We start from the raw sequence: 15,949 nt of genomic DNA, 5'->3' as shown, positions 1-15,949 counted from the left end.
GGGGCCCTAGGCGAGGGGGATGCGAAAGCGCAACTCGTCCTTGCCGTAAGCGGCCGAGCTGAAGCGCTCGACGAACACGCCACCATTGGCCTGGATGACCTTCTGCGACGGATCGTTGTCGGGATCGGTCGTGAGTTCGACATAGGGCAGGCCTTCGCGCCTCGCTTCGTCCAGCATCAGGGCGAGCGCCCGCGTGGCGTAACCACGCTGCCGCTTCCACGGCACCACTGCATAGCCGATATGGCCCAGAACATGGGACGGCAGGGCAGCGGTGCCAGGTTGCCAACGGAAGCCGATCGAGCCGCAGAACTCGCCATCCCACATCCAGCGCCGGATACCGGGCAGACGTGGCGCCTTGGAGCCGTCCGGCAGGGAAATGGGATCGCCCTTGGCCTCGCGGTTGTCGAGCAAAGCGACGAAAGCGTCAGGATCGGCGGTGATCGCAGCCAGTTCCTCGCGGGCCGCCGTTTCGAGGCGCACATTGTCGGCCGACCAGCCGCGCTGCAGCGCAGCGACATAGCCGTCGAGATATTCCAGGGAAGGGACTACCAGCTCCATCTGGTTGCTGTAGCATCGGGGCGCATGTCCGCGAACCCCGTTCTCGTGCTCGACATCGATGGTGTCGTTTCACTCGCCCAGCCAGGATCGCCGCGGCCCTGGTATGCGACGCTGCAAGAAGACTGGGGGCTCAGCCACGACGACGAACTCGCGCCCGAGTTCTTCCTGAAGCCCGAATTCCTCGAGGTTCTGCGTGGCCGGCTCGATCTCTATGTCGCCCTGCACGGGTATTTCGAGTCGAAGGGACTGGCCGACCGGCTGGAGGAGTTCGTGGCCTACTGGTTCGAGAAGGACGCGGTGATCGACCGGCAGGTGCTGGAGATGGCCGATGCCTGGCGCGAGCGGACAGGCGGCCGATGTTTCATTGCCTCCAACCAGGAACACCATCGCATCGCCTACCTGCGCGATGCGGCCGGCCTTGGGGCGCATTTCGACGAGATCATCTATTCGGCCGCGCTGGGCGTCTGCAAGCCGGACCGCGTCTTCTTCACCAACGCCCAGGCTCGCATGGGCGTGACCGTCGCGCAGTCGATCCTGTTCGTCGACGACCGGGCCGCCAATGTCGATGCGGCCCGCATGTGCGGCTGGCGGGCGATGCTCTATCGCGGCCCGGACAGTCTCGGCCGGGCACTTGCCGACTGGCGCTGATCGACCTGCGCCATGCCGCATATCGCCCGGTGCAAATTGTGCTAGAAGCAGCGTCATGCTGATGTTCGATATTCCCTTCGGGACGACTAACTGGGACGATGTGGAGCGCACGGAACATGCCGGAGAGACCGGCAAGGCCTACTGGCGCACCCGCAATTTCAACAACATCCGGGTCCGGATCGTCGAGTACACGCCGGGCTACCTGGCCGACCACTGGTGCCAGAAAGGCCATGTGCTGCTGGTGCTGGAAGGCGAGCTTAGGACCGAACTGGCGGACGGGCGGACGGTCGTGCTGAAGCAGGGGCAAAGCTATCAAGTGGCCGACAATACGCTCGGCCATCGTTCGCGGACGGATGTCGGCGCCAAGCTCTTCATCGTGGATTGACCATGACGGACCAGATCGGATTCATCGGCGTCGGCACGATGGGAGAGCCGATGTGCCGCAACCTGGCTCGCAAGAGCGGCCTGCCGGTACTGGCGGCGGACCGCGACACGGCTCCGCTGGAGCGGCTCGCCGCCGATGGCGTGAAGAGCGCTTCAGTCGACGAGATCGCCGAAACCTGCCGGACCATCTTTCTGTCACTGCCCGGCGGCAAGGAAGTCGAGCAGGTCTGTCTCGGTCCGAACGGACTGGTGTCGAAGGTCAAGCTGGGCTGGACCGTGATCGATCTCAGCACGGCGCCGGTCTCGCTGGCGCGCCGTCTCTATGCCGAGTTCGAGGGCCGGGCGACCGCCTTCGCCGATGCACCCGTGGCGCGCACGCGACAGGCCGCGATCGACGGCACCTTGTCGATCATGGTCGGTGCAACGCCGGAGACCTTCGCGCGCATCGAGCCGTTGCTGCGTCATATGGCAAGCGAGGTGACGCACTGCGGCGAGGCGGGCGCGGGTCAGGCGGTCAAGATCCTGAACAACATGATCCTGTTCCAGACCGGGGTCGCTCTGGCGGAAGCGCTGAGCATCGCGCGTGCCCATGGTGTCGATGGCAAGGTCCTGTTCGAGACCTTGACCAAGGGCTCGGCCGATTCCTTTGCGCTGCGCAACCACGGCATGAAGGCCATGTTGCCGGGTGTCTTTCCCGAGCGTGCCTTCTCGACGGTCTATGCTCTCAAGGACTTGAGCTACGCGATCGAGATGGCCGAGGAAAAGGGCGTGCCGGCACTGGGCGCCGACGTGGCGCGGGAATTGATGGAGCGCGCCAGGGACCTTGGCTACGACGCCGAATACTGGCCGGTGCTGATCAAGGCGATCGAAGACGCGACCGGCAAGAAGAGCTGACGTTCATTTGTCCGTCGTTTGAGGCGCCGCAGGTGGCGTCGCTGCTCTCGTCTGGGGCGGCGCGATGGTGACGAGCTGGTAGCCTTTGTTGCGCATGCAGAAATCGGTCAGCCTGTTCTCCGTGTAGAACCGGCTGCTGTCGTACTGACCCCAGTACGGAAATCCCCAGGGCGATCCCCAGCCCCATGACGGGAATCCCCAGTAGGGCGGTCCATAAGTGAAGAAGGGCCAGGCCTGAAAGGCTTCCTGCCGCGCTGCCCGCCGACAATCCGCCAGATCGTTCGCTGTCGCCTTCTCGTCTGCGCCCGGCTTCTCCCAGCGCGTTTCGGGCAACGAGCAGGCCGAGGCGAACGCCAGGAGCAGGAGAGGCGGGACTCTGCGCATGGCGATGATATGGTGCCATCATAAGCGTAGGAGAAGGGGAGTTTTATGGCGCGTATCGCCGTCGCGGGATTCCAGCACGAGACCAATACCTTTGCGCCGCAGCAAGCGACGTGGGCCGACTTCGAGCGGGCCGATGCCTGGCCGCCCCTGCTGCGCGGGCCCGAACTGATCGGCGGCGTCGAAGGTTTCAATATCCCGATCGCCGGCGCGGTCCAGCGCCTGACTGAGCTCGGGCATGAGCTGGTGCCGTTGGCCTGGGCCGCCGCACCGCCCGCGTCCTACGTCACTGAAGACGCCTACGAGCGCATGTGGACCCTGCTCGAGGCCGGGTTGCGCGCGCAGGGACCGTTTGACGCGATCTATCTCGATCTGCACGGGGCCATGGTGGCCGAACACACGCAGGACGGCGAGGGGGAGCTCTTGCGCCGCATACGCGCCATAGTCGGCAAGGATCTGCCGATCGTGGCGAGCCTCGACTATCACGCCAATTTGACGTCCGACATGGCGACGCTGGCGACAGCACTCGTGGGCTACCGCACCTATCCGCATATCGACATGGCCGCGACCGGAACGCGCGCGGCGGACCTGCTCGACAAGCTCCTGAGAGAAAAGCGGCCCGTGCACTGCGCGTATCGCCAGGTCGACTTCCTGATTCCGCTGGTCTGGCAGTGCACGTTCATCGAGCCGGCGAAGAGCATTTTCGATCTCGTCGGCGAACTCGAGGCGGGCGAGAAGAGTCATAACCAGGGTATCGTCAGCGTGACGCACACGCCGGGGTTCCCACCGTCCGACATCGCCCAGTGCGGACCGGCCCTCGTCGTCTATGGCCATGACCGGGAGGCGGTGGAGGCCGCCGCCGACAAGCTTGTCCAGGCCGTCAAGGCGCAGGAGGCAGCCTTCGCCGGCGAGATGCTCGATCCCGACGCGGCAGCGTTGCGGGCGCTCGACCTCGCGAAGAACGCCACCAAGCCGATCGTGCTGGCCGATGTGCAGGACAATCCCGGCGCCGGCGGCACGTCCGATACGGTCGGTCTTCTGGCCGCCTTGATGCGGCACAAGGCAAAGGGCGCCGTGATCGGCATGATCGTCGATGAAGGCGCCGCGCGCGCCGCCCTCGAGACAGGGGAGGGCAACGTCATGCGGCGGGGCATCGGCGCGGCCGTCGGTTATGCCGGCGAGAAGCCCATTGTAGCGGAATGGCGCGTGGTGAGGACCGCCGATGGCGTCTTTAGCGGCACCGGCCCGTTCTATGGCGGCGCCAAGTTCCAGATCGGGCCAATGGCGCTCGTGACCGACGAAGCCAGCGGCGTTTCAGTGGTGCTCGCCTCCCGGCGCATTCAGGCGGCCGATCAGGAGATGTTCCGGCATGTCGGCATCGAACCCTCGAAGGTGCCGATCCTTGGCCTGAAATCGACGGTGCACTTCCGCGCCGACTTCCAGCCCATTGCCGAGACGATTCTGGTCGTGCGTTCTCCAGGCGCGCACATCACCGATCCGGTCGAGATGCCCTACAAGCATTTGCGCAAGGGTATCCGACTGAATCCAATGGGTCCGGTTTGGGAAGGCGCCGCTGGCGACGATTGATCCGCCGGCGGCGCGTCTATCGCGCTGGCATGCGCGCGAACCAGAAGGCGAGCTGCTCCTGGAAGTCGGCTTCGGCGACGCTCGTATCGGTGATGACGGTCGGCTTGCCGTCGCGCGGAAAGCGGACCGACATTTCGCGCCTGAATGCCGTATCGCACTGGTGAATGATCAGAAGATCACCGCGTCGTCGATGCAGGACGAACTCGTGGATCTTGCGGATGTTGACGAGGCTGATGACATAACGCCCGTCGGGTCCGTCCTCGGCGAGCTGCTTCACAGGGATGTAGCGTCCGCCATTCTCGAGCCCCATCAGCGAAAGCGCGTCAGGCGCCAGCATGGCTTCCTTGCCGCTGTAGTACAGCCACCGCACCATGCGGTCGCCCCGCTCGGACAAGGTGAAAGGCTTGTACGGCATCAGGGCCGACAGCGGATTGTTCCAGCTCGACTTCGAGCAGGCGCCGACGGGAAGGATGAACGCCGCGCCGAGAAACGCACGGCGCGCAAGACGACGCTGGGTCAAGTCAGTCCTTTCCCGTCATCTCGATCTCGACTGGCGCGATGACCTCGAGTTCGCCGTTTCGGATCGCCCGGAAGAAGCAGTTATGTCGGCCTGTGTGGCAGGCAACGCCAGTCTGATCGACTTCGACCAGCAACGTGTCGCCATCGCAGTCGACGCGCAGATCGATCAGGGTCTGGATGTGACCGGAGGTATCGCCCTTGCGCCAGGGCGCCTTGCGCGACCGCGACCAATAGCAGACGCGGCCGGTCCGCATCGTTTCGATCACGGCATTGCGGTCCATCCAGGCCATCATCAGGATTTCGCCTGTGCCGTGCTGCTGCGCGATGGCTGGAACCAGCCCCTGAGCATCGAACTGGATGACGGCCAGTACCTTGTCGATCGCGGCCTGCGGATAGGTGGTCGGCTGGGACATATCGGGTACCTTGGCCTCGAAGAGGAATGGGGCGTATAATCTCCGCATTCTCGCTTGGCAAATCGGGACTGCGTGAAGAAGCCGGCCAAAGCCCCCGCCAACAATGGCCACGATCATCGTCACTGCGTCGAGGATGCTCTCTCGGCAGCGGAGAGGCTGTGCGCGCAGAAGGGGCTGCGCTTCACTCCCTTGCGGCGCCGCGTGCTGGAACTGGTCTGGTCGAGCCACAAGCCGGTCGGCGCCTATGCTCTGCTCGATGAATTGCGCAGCGAGGACCTCGGCTCGGCACCGCCGACAATCTACCGTGCCCTCGATTTCCTGATCGAGAACGGGCTGATCCACCGGATCGAGAAGATGAATGCCTTCGTGGGATGCAGCCACCCGGGCGAGACCCATCGCGGGTTCTTCCTGATCTGCAATCAATGCGGCAATGCCGAAGAACTCGACAGCGACAGCGTTGCCGAAGCGATCACAAGCAGCGCCAGCCGTCGGGGCTTTGTCCCGCGGGACATGACGCTGGAAGTCACGGGTCTCTGCGGCGAGTGCCGCCGCCAGAACTGAAACCTCTACAGGCGTCGGAACAGGTCGAAGAGAGGCGGGCGGCTTTCGAAGCCGATGCCGGGAGCGTCAGGCGGTACGGCACTGCCTGCCTCAAGGACGGCATTGTCGTCGAGGCCGCCGAAAGGCTGAAAGCTCGATGGATTGACTTCGGTACCGCCGAGACCGAGCGCGCTTGCCAGATGAAGGCTGAACAGGTGACCGCCGTGCGGCCAGAAGGCCGACCGGCTCCAGCCACGGCCTTCCATCGCCTCGATGATCCGCAGATATCCGGGCACTCCGTAGCAATGGACAGGATCGAACAAGAGAATGTCACGATCCCGGCGAAGGCCGCCATGACGATCCAGCAGCTTGGCCTCGGCGTCCGAAAATAGCGCTTCGCCGGACGCGACCGGTTCGGCGTACACCGCCGTCACCGCCGCCTGGCTCTCGAAGTCGAGTGGATCGCAGGGATCCTCGAACCACATCAATCGGTACGGCAGAAGCGCATGGGCCGTGGCAAGCGCTGCGGACCGGTCATAGACGTTCATCGCATCGACGGCGAGGGTGTGACGGTCCGGGAATAGCCCGACGGCGATGTCGATTCGTTTGAGGTCCTGGTCGAGGCTCGTCGCACCGATCTTGATTTTGGCGCGCCGATAGCCGCGATCCTTAAAGGCCTGCAGTTCGTCCTTCAGTCTGGTCAGATCGTTCTCGGGATAGAGGTAGCCGCCGCTGGCGTAAACGGGGACGGCGAGAGGATCGGCGCGATCGCCGAAGGTCTGCCGCAAGAAGGCATGGAGCGGCAGGTCCGCGATCTTTGCCGCCGCGTCCCACAGAGCCATGTCGAGCGTGCCGACGGCGACGCAGCGTTCACCGTGTCCGCCGGCTTTCTCGCCTTTCATCATCGCACTCCAGGCCTGGAGTGGATCGACGTCGCCGGCGGCCAGGAGGCGGGGCGCGAAGCGTTCCCCGATCAGGCCGCCTTGCCCGAATCGTCCGATCGAGGAGAAGCCGAAGCCCACGACTGGCCTGCCGTTCCTCACGACGTCGGTCGTCATGGCGACGATGCTGGTCGTGAGGCCGCCGGATGGAATGCTCGGATCGGCGTAGCGCGAGATGTCGATCGTCCGTTCCCGAATCGAGACGATCCGCATGCGCGCCTTTCCGCTAGGCGTTGTGCGCCCGGTTCAGCCTCTCGAAGCCCTCGGCCAGGTCCGCCTTCAGGTCCTCGACGTCCTCGAGGCCGATATGGACACGCACTAGGTGCTTGCCAGCCGGCCAGGGAACCGCGGTCCGGTACTGGTCCGGATGGGCCGGGATCATCAGGCTCTCATAGCCGCCCCAGCTGGCGCCCATGCCGAAGATGTCCATGCCGTCCATCATCGCCGCCAGCGCATTGCGGCTATAACCGTCGCGCAGCGTGAAGGAGAACAAGCCGGAGGCACCCGTGAACAACCGCTTCCAGTTGTCGTGACCGGGACAGTCGGGCAGGGCGGGATGCAGCACCTTGTCAATCTCGGGACGGCCTTTCAGCCAGTTGGCGATGTGCAGGCCGCTCTTCTCGTGATGCCGCAGCCGGACCGCCATGGTGCGCAGGCCGCGCAGGGCCAGATAGGAGTCGTCCGGCGCCGCATGGAAGCCGAAGCTCTGACAGGCCGTCTTGGCGATCTCGAACATCTGCCGGGTCGCGCAGGAAATAATGCCCATCATCGCGTCCGAGTGGCCGACGATGTACTTCGTGCCGGCGTGGACGGAGATGTCGCAGCCGTGCTCGAACGGCTTGAAGTAGAGCGGAGTCGCCCAGGTGTTGTCGATGATGACCGCGGCGCCATGCTTCTTGGCGACGGCGGCGATCCCGGTGACGTCCTGCACCTCGAAGGTCTGCGAGCCGGGAGCCTCGAGATAGACCACCTTCGTGTTGGGTCGGATCAGCGTCTCGATGCCGGTACCGATCATGGGATCGAAGAAGGTCGTCTCGACACCGAAGCCCTTCAGCGTCGTATTGGCGAACCGACGCGCCGGGCCGTAGGCATTGTCGGTCATCAGCATGTGGTCGCCAGCCTTCAGGAAGCCGACGATGGCTCCCGTGACGGCAGCGAGACCCGACTGGACGGCGATGGCGCGATGGGCACCTTCGATCGCTCCGACGGCATCCTCGAGCGCCTTCTGAGTCGGCGTGCCGTTGCGGCCGTAACCGAAGCCCTCGAAGGGGATTCGGTTCTCGAACTTGTCCATCGTCGGAGAGAGGATGGTCGAGGCGTGATAGACGGGCGGATTGACGATGCCGAAATTGTTGTCGGGATCGCGGCCGGCGACGGCCAAAAGGGTGTCGGGGTTGGTATAAGTTTTCTTCGCGGTCATGATCTGCACTATGGCATAGGCCTCAAGCCGGCGGCCAGCGATAGAGCTGCGGCCAGTGCTTGCCGCTCCTGCAGCTCTTTCGCTTCGCGGTGGACGACGTGGCTCGGCAGGTGACCGAAAAGCTCAGGCACCGGTGACAATCGGCGTGTCTTCGCGGCCACCCCATTCGGTCCACGACCCGTCGTAGACAGCGGCTTCGGGGGCTCCGGTCAGGTACAGGCCAAGTGCCACGACGCAGGCGGTCACGCCCGAACCGCAACTCGCCGTCACTTTCCGGGCCGGATCGATGCCGGCCGCCGCGATGCGCTCGGACAGCTGCGCAGCGGGCAGCATGGTGCCGGTCTTGGGATCGATCAGCTCGACATAGGGGAGGTTGAGCGCCCCTGGCATGTGGCCGCTGCGCAAGCCGGCCCGCGGCTCTGGTACTTCGCCGCGAAAGCGGTTGGCGGCGCGGGCATCGACGATCTGCTCGCGCTTGTTGTTGATCAACTCGCGCACGTCGTCGATCGAGCGGACCAGAGTATTGTCGAGACGCGCGGTGAAATGGCGATCGCGCGGCGGCGTGGGGTCGTCCGTCACCGGGCGTCCCTCGGCCATCCATTTCGGCAGGCCGCCGTCGAGGATGGCGACATCCTTGTGCCCCATGGCCCGGAACATCCACCAGACGCGGGCCGCGCCCGTCATCGGTGTCGTATCGTAGACGACGATCTTGTTGCCATCGCCCAGGCCTAGCTTGCGGACCCGCGACGAGAACTTCTCCGGTGGGGGCAGCATGTGCGGCAAGGAGCTCGACGTATCGGCGATTTCATCGATATCGAAGAAGACGGCGCCCGGAATGTGCTGGGCTGCGAACTCCGCCTTCGGGTCGCGCTTCTGCGCCGGAAGATAGAACGACCCATCGACGATGCGCACATCTGGCGCATCGAGATGGGTGGCAAGCCACTCGGTGCTGACGAGAGCGTCGGGGCGTGTGTACGGCATCGGCTTCTTTCCTCTTGGTGCACGGCGCAAGGCCGGCGCGGATATTGGGTAGCGGGCGCTCCCTACGGCAGCGAGATGATGAAGCGCCGGTTCATCTTCCCCTTGTTCTCGACCTTCACGCATTCCACGCGGCCGATTTCGGCTGTGCGAGCGACATGTGTGCCACCGCAGGCCTGAAGATCCACACCCTCGATCGACAGCAACCGGACCTTTCCGGCTCCAACCGGCGGCCGCACGCTCATCGTCTTCACGAGCTCCGGCCGGGCATTGAGTTCTTCGTCGGTGATCCACTGCGCCGTGACCGGGCGATCGGCGGCGAGAAGCTTGTTGATCTCTTCAGTCACCCATTCCTTGGTCGGGACCTCGCCCTCGAGATTGAAGTCGAGACGACTCTTGTCGGCTCCGACCTGGCCACCGGTCACGTTGCCCTTGATGACGGCCGACATGACGTGGAGCGCCGTATGCATGCGCATATGGCGATGGCGGCGATCCCAGTCGAGTTCGGCATGAACGGCGGTTCCGACAGCGGGCCTTGCCGAATCCGGAGCGAGCACGTGCAGGATATCGCCGCCGTCGGCCTTGACGGTATCGACGACGCGGGCCTCACCTCCATCCCACTTAAGCACGCCGGTATCGCCCGGCTGGCCGCCGCCGGTCGGATAGAAGATCGAGCGATCGAGTCGCACGCCGCGCTCTTCCAGCGCGGTTACGACTGCATCCGCTTCCCTGAGATAAGCATCTTGACGAAAGAGTTCTTCAACCATGGCTTTGCTTTAAGCGCTCGCCAATCGGGCTGCAACTTCCTCGGCGGTCGGCATGGATGGCGCTGCTCCCAGCCGCTGAACGGAACAGGCGGCCGCCGCATTTCCATAGCGCGCCGCCTCGAACGGCGTCGCGCCGTCGGCAAGGCGTGCGGCGAGGGCGCCGACAAAGCAATCGCCGGCGCCGGTCGTATCCACTACGGGTACCCTATAGCCCGGGATCTGTACGGCTCCGTCGCTCGTGACGACGACAACGCCGCGCGGACCCAACGTCGCCACCACCGCGCGAGGTCCCTGGGCGCGCAGCATCTGACAGGCTTCGATGACCGCACTTTCGGCGCTTGCCGAATCGAGGGCCACGCCGACGGCCTGTGACAGTTCGATCTCGTTCAGCACTGCGATGTCGATCGATTGTAGAAGCTCTGGCGGCGGGGCCAGGAAGGGCGCGAGATTGAGAACCGTGCGCGCCTGCGCCTGCCGAGCCTGCCTCATGGTGGCATCCGTGGCTGCAAGAGGCGTCTCGAATTGAGCCATCCAGACTTCATCGCGTTGCGGCGTCGCATGGACCATTGCCGCGCTGAAATGATGATTGGCGCCGGACGCCACGGTAATCGCGTTGTCGCCCTCGGCGACCTGGATGAGGGCGAGGCCGGAAGCCTGGCCGGCGACGACGCCAAGCCCGAGCGTGTCGACATTGTTGTCGGCAAGGAAACTGCGCAGCGCCTTGCCGAAGGAATCATCGCCCACGGCGCCGATCAGCGACGTCGGCGCCCCCAACCGCGCACTGGCCACGGCCTGGTTCAGGCCCTTGCCGCCGGGAAGGAAAGCGACCTCCGCTCCCAACAAGGTCTCGCCCGCCGCCGGTCGCCGCGCACTCTGCACGACGACATCCATGTTGAGGCTCCCGCAGACGATGACCCGGCTCATGGCGAGCGCTACTTCATCCACGGTGGGACAGGCAGATGTTTCTCGCGAAGGAAAGCCGGATTGAAGAGCTTCGACTGATAGCGCTGCCCGCCGTCACAGAGGATCGTGACGATGATCTTGCCCGGTCCGAGTTCGCGGGCCAGGCGCATGGCCCCGACGATGTTGATCGCGGTCGACCCGCCCAGCACCAGCCCCTCGTGCTGCACCAGGTCGAACAGGACGGGCAGGGCCTCTTCGTCGGTGATCTGGTAGGCCGTGTCGATGGGCGTGCCTTCGAGATTGGCCGTGACGCGTCCGTTGGCGATGCCTTCGGTGATCGAAGTGCCTTCCGACTTGAGTTCACCGCTTTTCACCCAGCTGTAAAGCGCCGAGCCCATCGGATCGCTAAGGGCAATCCTGATATTGGGATTGCGTTCCTTCAACGCCCGCGCCACGCCGCCCAACGTGCCACCGCTGCCGACCGAGCAGGTGAAGCCGTCGACCCGGCCGTCGGTTTGCTCCCAGATTTCGGGACCGGTCGTGCGATAGTGTCCCTCTCGATTGGCAACATTGTCGAACTGGTTGGCCCATACCGCGCCGTTGGGTTCCACGGCCGCCATCTCATCCGCCAGTCGGCCGGAGTAGCGCACATAATTGTCAGGGTTGGAGTAGGGGACGGCGGGCACGAGGCGCAGGTCCGCCCCGCACAGCCGCAGCATGTCCTTCTTCTCCTGGCTTTGCGTCTCCGGCATCACGATCACGGAGCGATAGCCGCGGGCGTTGGCGACCAGGCTGATGCCGATGCCGGTGTTTCCGGCCGTGCCCTCGACAATGACTCCGCCCGGTCGCAGCTTCCCGCGCTTCTCGGCATCCTCGATGATCGCGAGCGCCGCGCGGTCCTTGACCGAGCCGCCGGGGTTCAGGAACTCCGCCTTGCCATAGATCTGGCAGCCCGTCGCCTCGGATGCCGCTCGGAGCTTGATCAGCGGCGTGTTGCCGATGCTATCGATGAAACCAGACCGGACTTTCATGATGAATGCTCGCTTTGTGACCCTGCGTTCGCTCCCGGCCGGACCGTAGACAGGGTCGGGGCCGTCGCGCAACCGTCAGGACCAACGCTCGCGCACTTCCTCGCGATGAAGGGCGAGCCACAGCAGAGCAACGACGCTGACGGCGTTGTCGACCTCGTTTCTCTCGACCATGGCAAGCGCTTCGGAGAAGGGCAGAACTTTGACAAAGATGTTCTCGTCCTCGGTCTCCAAACCGAAAATTCCACCGGCGTTGGTCGTGTCGGCCCGGCCGAGGAAGAGGCGGCATGCTTCCGAGCATGCGCCAGGAGTCAGCATCATGTTCTGGATCGGCCATACGTCCGTGATGGCGAGATCGGCTTCCTCGACTGCCTCGCGGCGAACCATGGCCTCCGCCGTTTCGCCATCCTCCAGCATTCCCGCCACGGTTTCCCAGGTGAACGGATGGTGGCCGGCGACAAAGGCGCCTGCCCGGAACTGGCGGATCAGCACCACTTCATCGCGTTTGGGATCGTAGGGAAGGACAGCACCAGCCTGACCGCGTTCGAAGACTTCTCGGCTGATGACCTTGCTTTGACCGCCCTGATGCAGCCCGTGGCGGAAGAAATACCGTATGACCTTGAAATAGCCCTGGAAGGCAACTTCCTTGCGGACCACTTCCACGGTTTCGTTCGGCAATTCGGACTGGTTCATGGCGACTCCGCTGGGCGCGTGGGGACGCCGGTCGATAACCCAAGATCGCGACCGTGGCGAGGCGACCTGCTAGGTAGCGGCGTTGCACACGGCAGTAACGATCGGATGGTATCGGCGGATGGTATGGGCGCCCCACCAAGAGCTACGGCGCGTCCCTTTCGGGACGCGCCGTAGCGGTCTGGCTCCGGAGGCAGGGTTCGAACCTGCGACCCGGCGATTAACAGTCGCCTGCTCTACCGCTGAGCTACTCCGGAAAATTCGTCGCGACCGGCGGTATGCGGCTGCGAAGGCGCGGTCTTTTGGCAGAGCGTTCCTTCCCATGCAAGGGGGAACGTTTGCACATGCCGCGTGGAGGCCTGGGCCGGAATCGAACCGGCATTGACGGATTTGCAGTCCGCTACATAGCCACTCTGCCACCAGGCCGGCCGCAGAACCGGGGCTGCTATACGCGTCGGCTGCGGGAGCGGTCAAGCTGGACCGCGACTTCGCACCCTTTGACGGTCTCCCGCGCCCCCGCCTATAAGCGACACAACATTTTGGGGTCCAGCCAATGACGGATTTCTCGGTCGCGCGTCGCAACATGATCGACGGACAGCTCAGGCCAAATCGTGTCACGAACGACCTGCTGCTATCGGTCATCGCCGACCTGCCGCGCGAACGGTTCCTGCCGGATGCCGTGAAGTCGGTGGCTTATGCCGACGACGACGTGCCGCTGGGAGGCGGGCGCTATCTGATGGAGCCCATGGTTCTGGCCCGTCTGATCCAGACCCTCCAGCCGAGCGCCACCGACAAGGCCCTGGTCGTGGCCTCGGGCCCCGGCTACGGCGCCGCCCTGCTGGCGCGGCTGGTAAAGAGCGTGACGGCGGTCGAAGGCGATCCCACCTTGGCTGGTTCGGCCGAGCAGACCATCAAGCAATTGGGCATCGACAACATCCAGATCGTCACGGGGAAGATGGAGCAGGGCGCACCGACTTCGGCCCCCTACGACGTCATCCTGATCGAGGGCGCGGTTCGCGAGATTCCCAAGGCGATCCTGGATCAACTGGCCGAAGGCGGCCGTCTGGGCACGGTCATTGCGAGCGCGTCGGCTGCACATGGTGTGGCTCACCTCGTTGTGAAAGAGGGCGGCGTCACTTCCGGTCGCCCCTTGTTCGATGCGGGCACGCCCCTTCTGCCGGGCTTCGCTCCGCCGCCGCGCTTTGCCTTCTGAGCGCAGCGCCGCATCGACGGACGCCGGAGGACTATTGATGTCCGTCCGACCGGTGTTAGGGTTGCTTGGAAGATGGGGTACTCGATGCGTAAGCGGCTGGCTTTGAAGCACACAAGCGTCGCGGCGGTGTGCGCGCTGATGGTCGGTTGCCTCGCGGGCACTCCGGGCGCGTCGGCGCAAAGCCTGATCGAGGCGCTTTCCAGCACCTACAACAGCAATCCGGACCTGTTGGCGGGACGGGCCTTGCTGCGGCAGACCGATGAAGGCTTGGCCCAGGCCGTGGCCAACTGGCGTCCCAAGGTCACGCTCGCCTATGAGCAGAACAAGATCGAATACGACTTCCAGCAAACGCCGCAGAGCGCCTGGGCGCTGCGGCCGCTGAACGGTCGCTTCACGACCCTGACGGCCACGCAGCCTCTGTTCCGCGGCGGCAGGACAGTGGCCGATACCAAGGCAGCCCAGGCCAATATCCAGGCACAACGCGCGGCGCTCGCGGATACCGAAGAGAGCGCCATGCTGGCCTCGGTCCAGTCCTATGCCGATCTGCTGCAGGACATCGGCATCGTCGATGCCCGGCGCAACAATGTGCGTGTGCTGGTGGAGCAGCTCGATGCCACGCGCGAGCGCTTCCGCGTCGGCGAGCTGACCATCACCGACGTCTCGCAGGCCGAGGCCCGACTCGAACAGGCCAAGGCCGATCTGGTGCAGGCGCAGGCGCAGGTCCGCATCGACGAGGCGGCGTTCCAGCACTACATCGGGCTGAAGCCCGGTAAGATCGCCGATCTCCCGTTGATCGGTGCGCTGCCGGCGAGCGAGGACGAGTGCGTGGCGCTGGCCATGGATTACGCGCCACGCTCTGTCACCGCACAGCATCGCATCACGGCGGCCCGCTACGGCGTCAACAGCGCGGTCGGCAACCTGCTGCCCCAGGTCAATCTCGTCGGCTTCATCCAGCAGCAGTTCGATTACCTGTATCCGGGCGACCGCTACTATCAATACGGCGTCCGGCTGCAGGCCACGGTGCCGATCTACCAGAACGGCAGTGAATGGTCGCAGGTACGCCAGGCCAAGCAGCTGGTCGGCCAGCGCCGCAACGAGCTCGACAGCGCTCGCCGCACGGCGGCTGAAAATGTGATCCGCGCCTGGCGCAACCTCGATTCCGCCCGGTCCCGCGTGGTTTCCTTCGAGGCGCAGGTGCGCGCCAACGAAGTCGCCTTGAACGGCGTGCGGCAGGAAGCCCTGGTCGGCTCGCGTACGACCCTGGACGTCCTGAACGCCGAACAGGAATTGCTGAATTCCCAGGTGAACCTGCTTCAGGCGCGCCATGATACGCAGATCAGCTTCTATGGTGTGCTGGCCGGCATCGGCCGCCTGACCGCCCGTACCCTGGGATTGCCCGTCGAATATTACGACGAGGAGAAGTACTATGACGAAGTCGGTTCCCGTTGGATCGGCTTGGGCACCAGTGATTCTGGAACGAAGAAATGAGCGAAGGGCGAAACGCCAATAACGACCCGTCGATGGACGATATTCTTGCATCCATCCGCAAGATCATCTCCGACGACGAGGCCCGAGCGCAGGTCGGCGAGCCACCGAGCCAGCCGGCCGGCGATCTTCCGCCGGCACCGGCCGGTGCCGGGCAGGAGGACGTGCTTATCCTGACCCAGCTTGTCGGGGAGCCGCCGGCCTCGCCTGCAGCCCAACCGATCCCCATTCCTGTCCCTCCCACCGAGTCCGTGAGCGCGTCGACCATGTCGCAGACAAATCCCGAGCCTTCCGAACCCCTGATCGGCTCCTCCGTGGCCGGTGCCACGTCCTCGGCCTTCGATCGCCTGAACCAGGCGGTCCAGGACAGCGTTCCCCCGCCGATGGCAGCCAGTCCGGGACCGGCGCTGGGCGATGGTGGCAAGACCATCGAGGAGATGGTGAAGGAAATGCTGCGCCCCATGCTCAAGGATTGGCTCGATCAGAACCTGCCGCCGATCGTCGAACGGTACGTCGAGCGCGAGATCGTGCGCCTGACGCGCCGCTGATCCCGAGGCCCAATTCCCATCGAACGCCACGGGGCCTTCCGTGGCGTTTTTC

19 protein-coding genes and 2 tRNA genes are annotated in these 15,949 nt (G+C 64.7%); 8 read left to right on the top strand and 13 right to left on the bottom strand.

Annotation, left to right across the window (positions count from 1 at the left end):
• Window positions 1-6: 6 nt before the first annotated feature.
• Window positions 7-558, bottom strand: a complete 552-nt coding sequence (locus B5D62_RS06800; RefSeq protein ID WP_085933010.1) for a GNAT family N-acetyltransferase — start codon at window positions 556-558, stop codon at window positions 7-9.
• A 24-nt stretch (window positions 559-582) separates the two neighbouring features.
• Between B5D62_RS06800 and B5D62_RS06795 the strand changes: the two genes are divergently transcribed.
• From B5D62_RS06795 to B5D62_RS06785, 3 genes are read left to right on the top strand one after another with little or no spacing between them, the layout of a single operon-like run.
• Window positions 583-1,206, top strand: coding sequence for an HAD family hydrolase (locus tag B5D62_RS06795; protein WP_085933009.1), 624 nt, complete (start codon window positions 583-585; stop codon window positions 1,204-1,206).
• A 55-nt stretch (window positions 1,207-1,261) separates the two neighbouring features.
• The gene (locus B5D62_RS06790; RefSeq protein ID WP_085933008.1) at window positions 1,262-1,591 is read left to right on the top strand and encodes a DHCW motif cupin fold protein; all 330 of its coding nucleotides are present in this window, start codon (window positions 1,262-1,264) and stop codon (window positions 1,589-1,591) included.
• Between the two features lie 2 nt (window positions 1,592-1,593).
• Complete coding sequence (locus B5D62_RS06785) at window positions 1,594-2,484, top strand: NAD(P)-dependent oxidoreductase (protein WP_085933007.1); 891 nt, start codon at window positions 1,594-1,596, stop codon at window positions 2,482-2,484.
• A 3-nt stretch (window positions 2,485-2,487) separates the two neighbouring features.
• Here B5D62_RS06785 and B5D62_RS06780 read toward each other — a convergent pair whose 3' ends face one another.
• Complete coding sequence (locus tag B5D62_RS06780) at window positions 2,488-2,868, bottom strand: hypothetical protein (protein WP_085933006.1); 381 nt, start codon at window positions 2,866-2,868, stop codon at window positions 2,488-2,490.
• A 45-nt stretch (window positions 2,869-2,913) separates the two neighbouring features.
• Here B5D62_RS06780 and B5D62_RS06775 point away from each other — a divergent pair, with 45 nt between their 5' ends.
• Window positions 2,914-4,452, top strand: a complete 1,539-nt coding sequence (locus B5D62_RS06775) for a M81 family metallopeptidase (protein WP_085933005.1) — start codon at window positions 2,914-2,916, stop codon at window positions 4,450-4,452.
• 16 nt (window positions 4,453-4,468) lie between these two features.
• Here B5D62_RS06775 and B5D62_RS06770 read toward each other — a convergent pair whose 3' ends face one another.
• The gene (locus B5D62_RS06770) at window positions 4,469-4,972 is read right to left on the bottom strand and encodes a hypothetical protein (protein ID WP_085933004.1); all 504 of its coding nucleotides are present in this window, start codon (window positions 4,970-4,972) and stop codon (window positions 4,469-4,471) included.
• A gap of 1 nt (window position 4,973) precedes the next feature.
• Window positions 4,974-5,384, bottom strand: a complete 411-nt coding sequence (gene hisI, locus B5D62_RS06765) for a phosphoribosyl-AMP cyclohydrolase (RefSeq protein ID WP_085933003.1) — start codon at window positions 5,382-5,384, stop codon at window positions 4,974-4,976.
• A 54-nt stretch (window positions 5,385-5,438) separates the two neighbouring features.
• Between hisI and B5D62_RS06760 the strand changes: the two genes are divergently transcribed.
• The gene (locus tag B5D62_RS06760; protein ID WP_231714729.1) at window positions 5,439-5,945 is read left to right on the top strand and encodes a Fur family transcriptional regulator; all 507 of its coding nucleotides are present in this window, start codon (window positions 5,439-5,441) and stop codon (window positions 5,943-5,945) included.
• Between the two features lie 5 nt (window positions 5,946-5,950).
• Here B5D62_RS06760 and B5D62_RS06755 read toward each other — a convergent pair whose 3' ends face one another.
• From B5D62_RS06755 to B5D62_RS06715, 9 genes are all read right to left on the bottom strand, one after another.
• Complete coding sequence (locus tag B5D62_RS06755; RefSeq protein ID WP_085933001.1) at window positions 5,951-7,078, bottom strand: enolase C-terminal domain-like protein; 1,128 nt, start codon at window positions 7,076-7,078, stop codon at window positions 5,951-5,953.
• Between the two features lie 13 nt (window positions 7,079-7,091).
• Window positions 7,092-8,285, bottom strand: coding sequence for a cystathionine beta-lyase (gene metC, locus B5D62_RS06750; RefSeq protein ID WP_085933554.1), 1,194 nt, complete (start codon window positions 8,283-8,285; stop codon window positions 7,092-7,094).
• Window positions 8,286-8,408: 123 nt separating this feature from the next.
• Window positions 8,409-9,266, bottom strand: a complete 858-nt coding sequence (gene sseA, locus B5D62_RS06745) for a 3-mercaptopyruvate sulfurtransferase (protein ID WP_085933000.1) — start codon at window positions 9,264-9,266, stop codon at window positions 8,409-8,411.
• A gap of 62 nt (window positions 9,267-9,328) precedes the next feature.
• Window positions 9,329-10,030: an alanyl-tRNA editing protein gene (locus tag B5D62_RS06740; RefSeq protein WP_085932999.1), complete on the bottom strand. Its 702-nt coding sequence runs from the start codon at window positions 10,028-10,030 to the stop codon at window positions 9,329-9,331.
• Between the two features lie 9 nt (window positions 10,031-10,039).
• On the bottom strand, window positions 10,040-10,954 hold the full coding sequence (locus B5D62_RS06735) for a ribokinase (RefSeq protein ID WP_085932998.1): 915 nt from the start codon (window positions 10,952-10,954) through the stop codon (window positions 10,040-10,042).
• 8 nt (window positions 10,955-10,962) lie between these two features.
• Window positions 10,963-11,964 (bottom strand): cysteine synthase A, encoded by a 1,002-nt coding sequence (locus B5D62_RS06730; protein WP_085932997.1) that lies wholly within the window; start codon window positions 11,962-11,964, stop codon window positions 10,963-10,965.
• 75 nt (window positions 11,965-12,039) lie between these two features.
• Window positions 12,040-12,654: an NUDIX domain-containing protein gene (locus tag B5D62_RS06725; RefSeq protein WP_085932996.1), complete on the bottom strand. Its 615-nt coding sequence runs from the start codon at window positions 12,652-12,654 to the stop codon at window positions 12,040-12,042.
• Between the two features lie 179 nt (window positions 12,655-12,833).
• Window positions 12,834-12,908 (bottom strand) — tRNA-Asn (locus B5D62_RS06720).
• 95 nt (window positions 12,909-13,003) lie between these two features.
• Window positions 13,004-13,077: transfer RNA gene (locus tag B5D62_RS06715), tRNA-Cys, on the bottom strand.
• 127 nt (window positions 13,078-13,204) lie between these two features.
• On the opposite strand from B5D62_RS06715, the gene B5D62_RS06710 reads away from it, so the two are divergent.
• The 3 genes from B5D62_RS06710 (at window position 13,205) to B5D62_RS06700 (ending at window position 15,897) form a co-directional block, all read left to right on the top strand.
• Window positions 13,205-13,864 (top strand): protein-L-isoaspartate O-methyltransferase family protein, encoded by a 660-nt coding sequence (locus tag B5D62_RS06710; RefSeq protein WP_085932995.1) that lies wholly within the window; start codon window positions 13,205-13,207, stop codon window positions 13,862-13,864.
• Between the two features lie 84 nt (window positions 13,865-13,948).
• The gene (locus B5D62_RS06705) at window positions 13,949-15,352 is read left to right on the top strand and encodes a TolC family outer membrane protein (protein WP_170920808.1); all 1,404 of its coding nucleotides are present in this window, start codon (window positions 13,949-13,951) and stop codon (window positions 15,350-15,352) included.
• On the top strand, window positions 15,349-15,897 hold the full coding sequence (locus B5D62_RS06700) for a DUF2497 domain-containing protein (protein ID WP_085932993.1): 549 nt from the start codon (window positions 15,349-15,351) through the stop codon (window positions 15,895-15,897). The genes B5D62_RS06705 and B5D62_RS06700 overlap by 4 nt, the downstream gene beginning before the upstream one ends.
• Window positions 15,898-15,949: the final 52 nt, after the last annotated feature.

Origin of the sequence: Enhydrobacter aerosaccus, assembly GCF_900167455.1 — a bacterium.
In the GTDB taxonomy this organism is placed as follows: Bacteria; Pseudomonadota; Alphaproteobacteria; order Reyranellales; family Reyranellaceae; genus Reyranella; species Reyranella aerosaccus.
This window is presented reverse-complemented; position numbering and strand designations above follow the sequence as displayed.

Bases quoted from the DNA above. Each gene is read 5' to 3' on its own strand.
- B5D62_RS06800 (WP_085933010.1), bottom strand. From the start codon at position 558: ATGGAGCTGGTAGTCCCTTCCCTGGAATATCTCGACGGCTATGTCGCT.
- B5D62_RS06795 (WP_085933009.1), top strand. From the start codon at position 583: ATGTCCGCGAACCCCGTTCTCGTGCTCGACATCGATGGTGTCGTTTCA.
- B5D62_RS06790 (WP_085933008.1), top strand. From the start codon at position 1,262: ATGCTGATGTTCGATATTCCCTTCGGGACGACTAACTGGGACGATGTG.
- B5D62_RS06785 (WP_085933007.1), top strand. From the start codon at position 1,594: ATGACGGACCAGATCGGATTCATCGGCGTCGGCACGATGGGAGAGCCG.
- B5D62_RS06780 (WP_085933006.1), bottom strand. From the start codon at position 2,868: ATGCGCAGAGTCCCGCCTCTCCTGCTCCTGGCGTTCGCCTCGGCCTGC.
- B5D62_RS06775 (WP_085933005.1), top strand. From the start codon at position 2,914: ATGGCGCGTATCGCCGTCGCGGGATTCCAGCACGAGACCAATACCTTT.
- hisI (WP_085933003.1), bottom strand. From the start codon at position 5,384: ATGTCCCAGCCGACCACCTATCCGCAGGCCGCGATCGACAAGGTACTG.
- B5D62_RS06755 (WP_085933001.1), bottom strand. From the start codon at position 7,078: ATGCGGATCGTCTCGATTCGGGAACGGACGATCGACATCTCGCGCTAC.
- metC (WP_085933554.1), bottom strand. From the start codon at position 8,285: ATGACCGCGAAGAAAACTTATACCAACCCCGACACCCTTTTGGCCGTC.
- sseA (WP_085933000.1), bottom strand. From the start codon at position 9,266: ATGCCGTACACACGCCCCGACGCTCTCGTCAGCACCGAGTGGCTTGCC.
- B5D62_RS06740 (WP_085932999.1), bottom strand. From the start codon at position 10,030: ATGGTTGAAGAACTCTTTCGTCAAGATGCTTATCTCAGGGAAGCGGAT.
- B5D62_RS06735 (WP_085932998.1), bottom strand. From the start codon at position 10,954: ATGAGCCGGGTCATCGTCTGCGGGAGCCTCAACATGGATGTCGTCGTG.
- B5D62_RS06730 (WP_085932997.1), bottom strand. From the start codon at position 11,964: ATGAAAGTCCGGTCTGGTTTCATCGATAGCATCGGCAACACGCCGCTG.
- B5D62_RS06725 (WP_085932996.1), bottom strand. From the start codon at position 12,654: ATGAACCAGTCCGAATTGCCGAACGAAACCGTGGAAGTGGTCCGCAAG.
- B5D62_RS06710 (WP_085932995.1), top strand. From the start codon at position 13,205: ATGACGGATTTCTCGGTCGCGCGTCGCAACATGATCGACGGACAGCTC.
- B5D62_RS06705 (WP_170920808.1), top strand. From the start codon at position 13,949: ATGCGTAAGCGGCTGGCTTTGAAGCACACAAGCGTCGCGGCGGTGTGC.
- B5D62_RS06700 (WP_085932993.1), top strand. From the start codon at position 15,349: ATGAGCGAAGGGCGAAACGCCAATAACGACCCGTCGATGGACGATATT.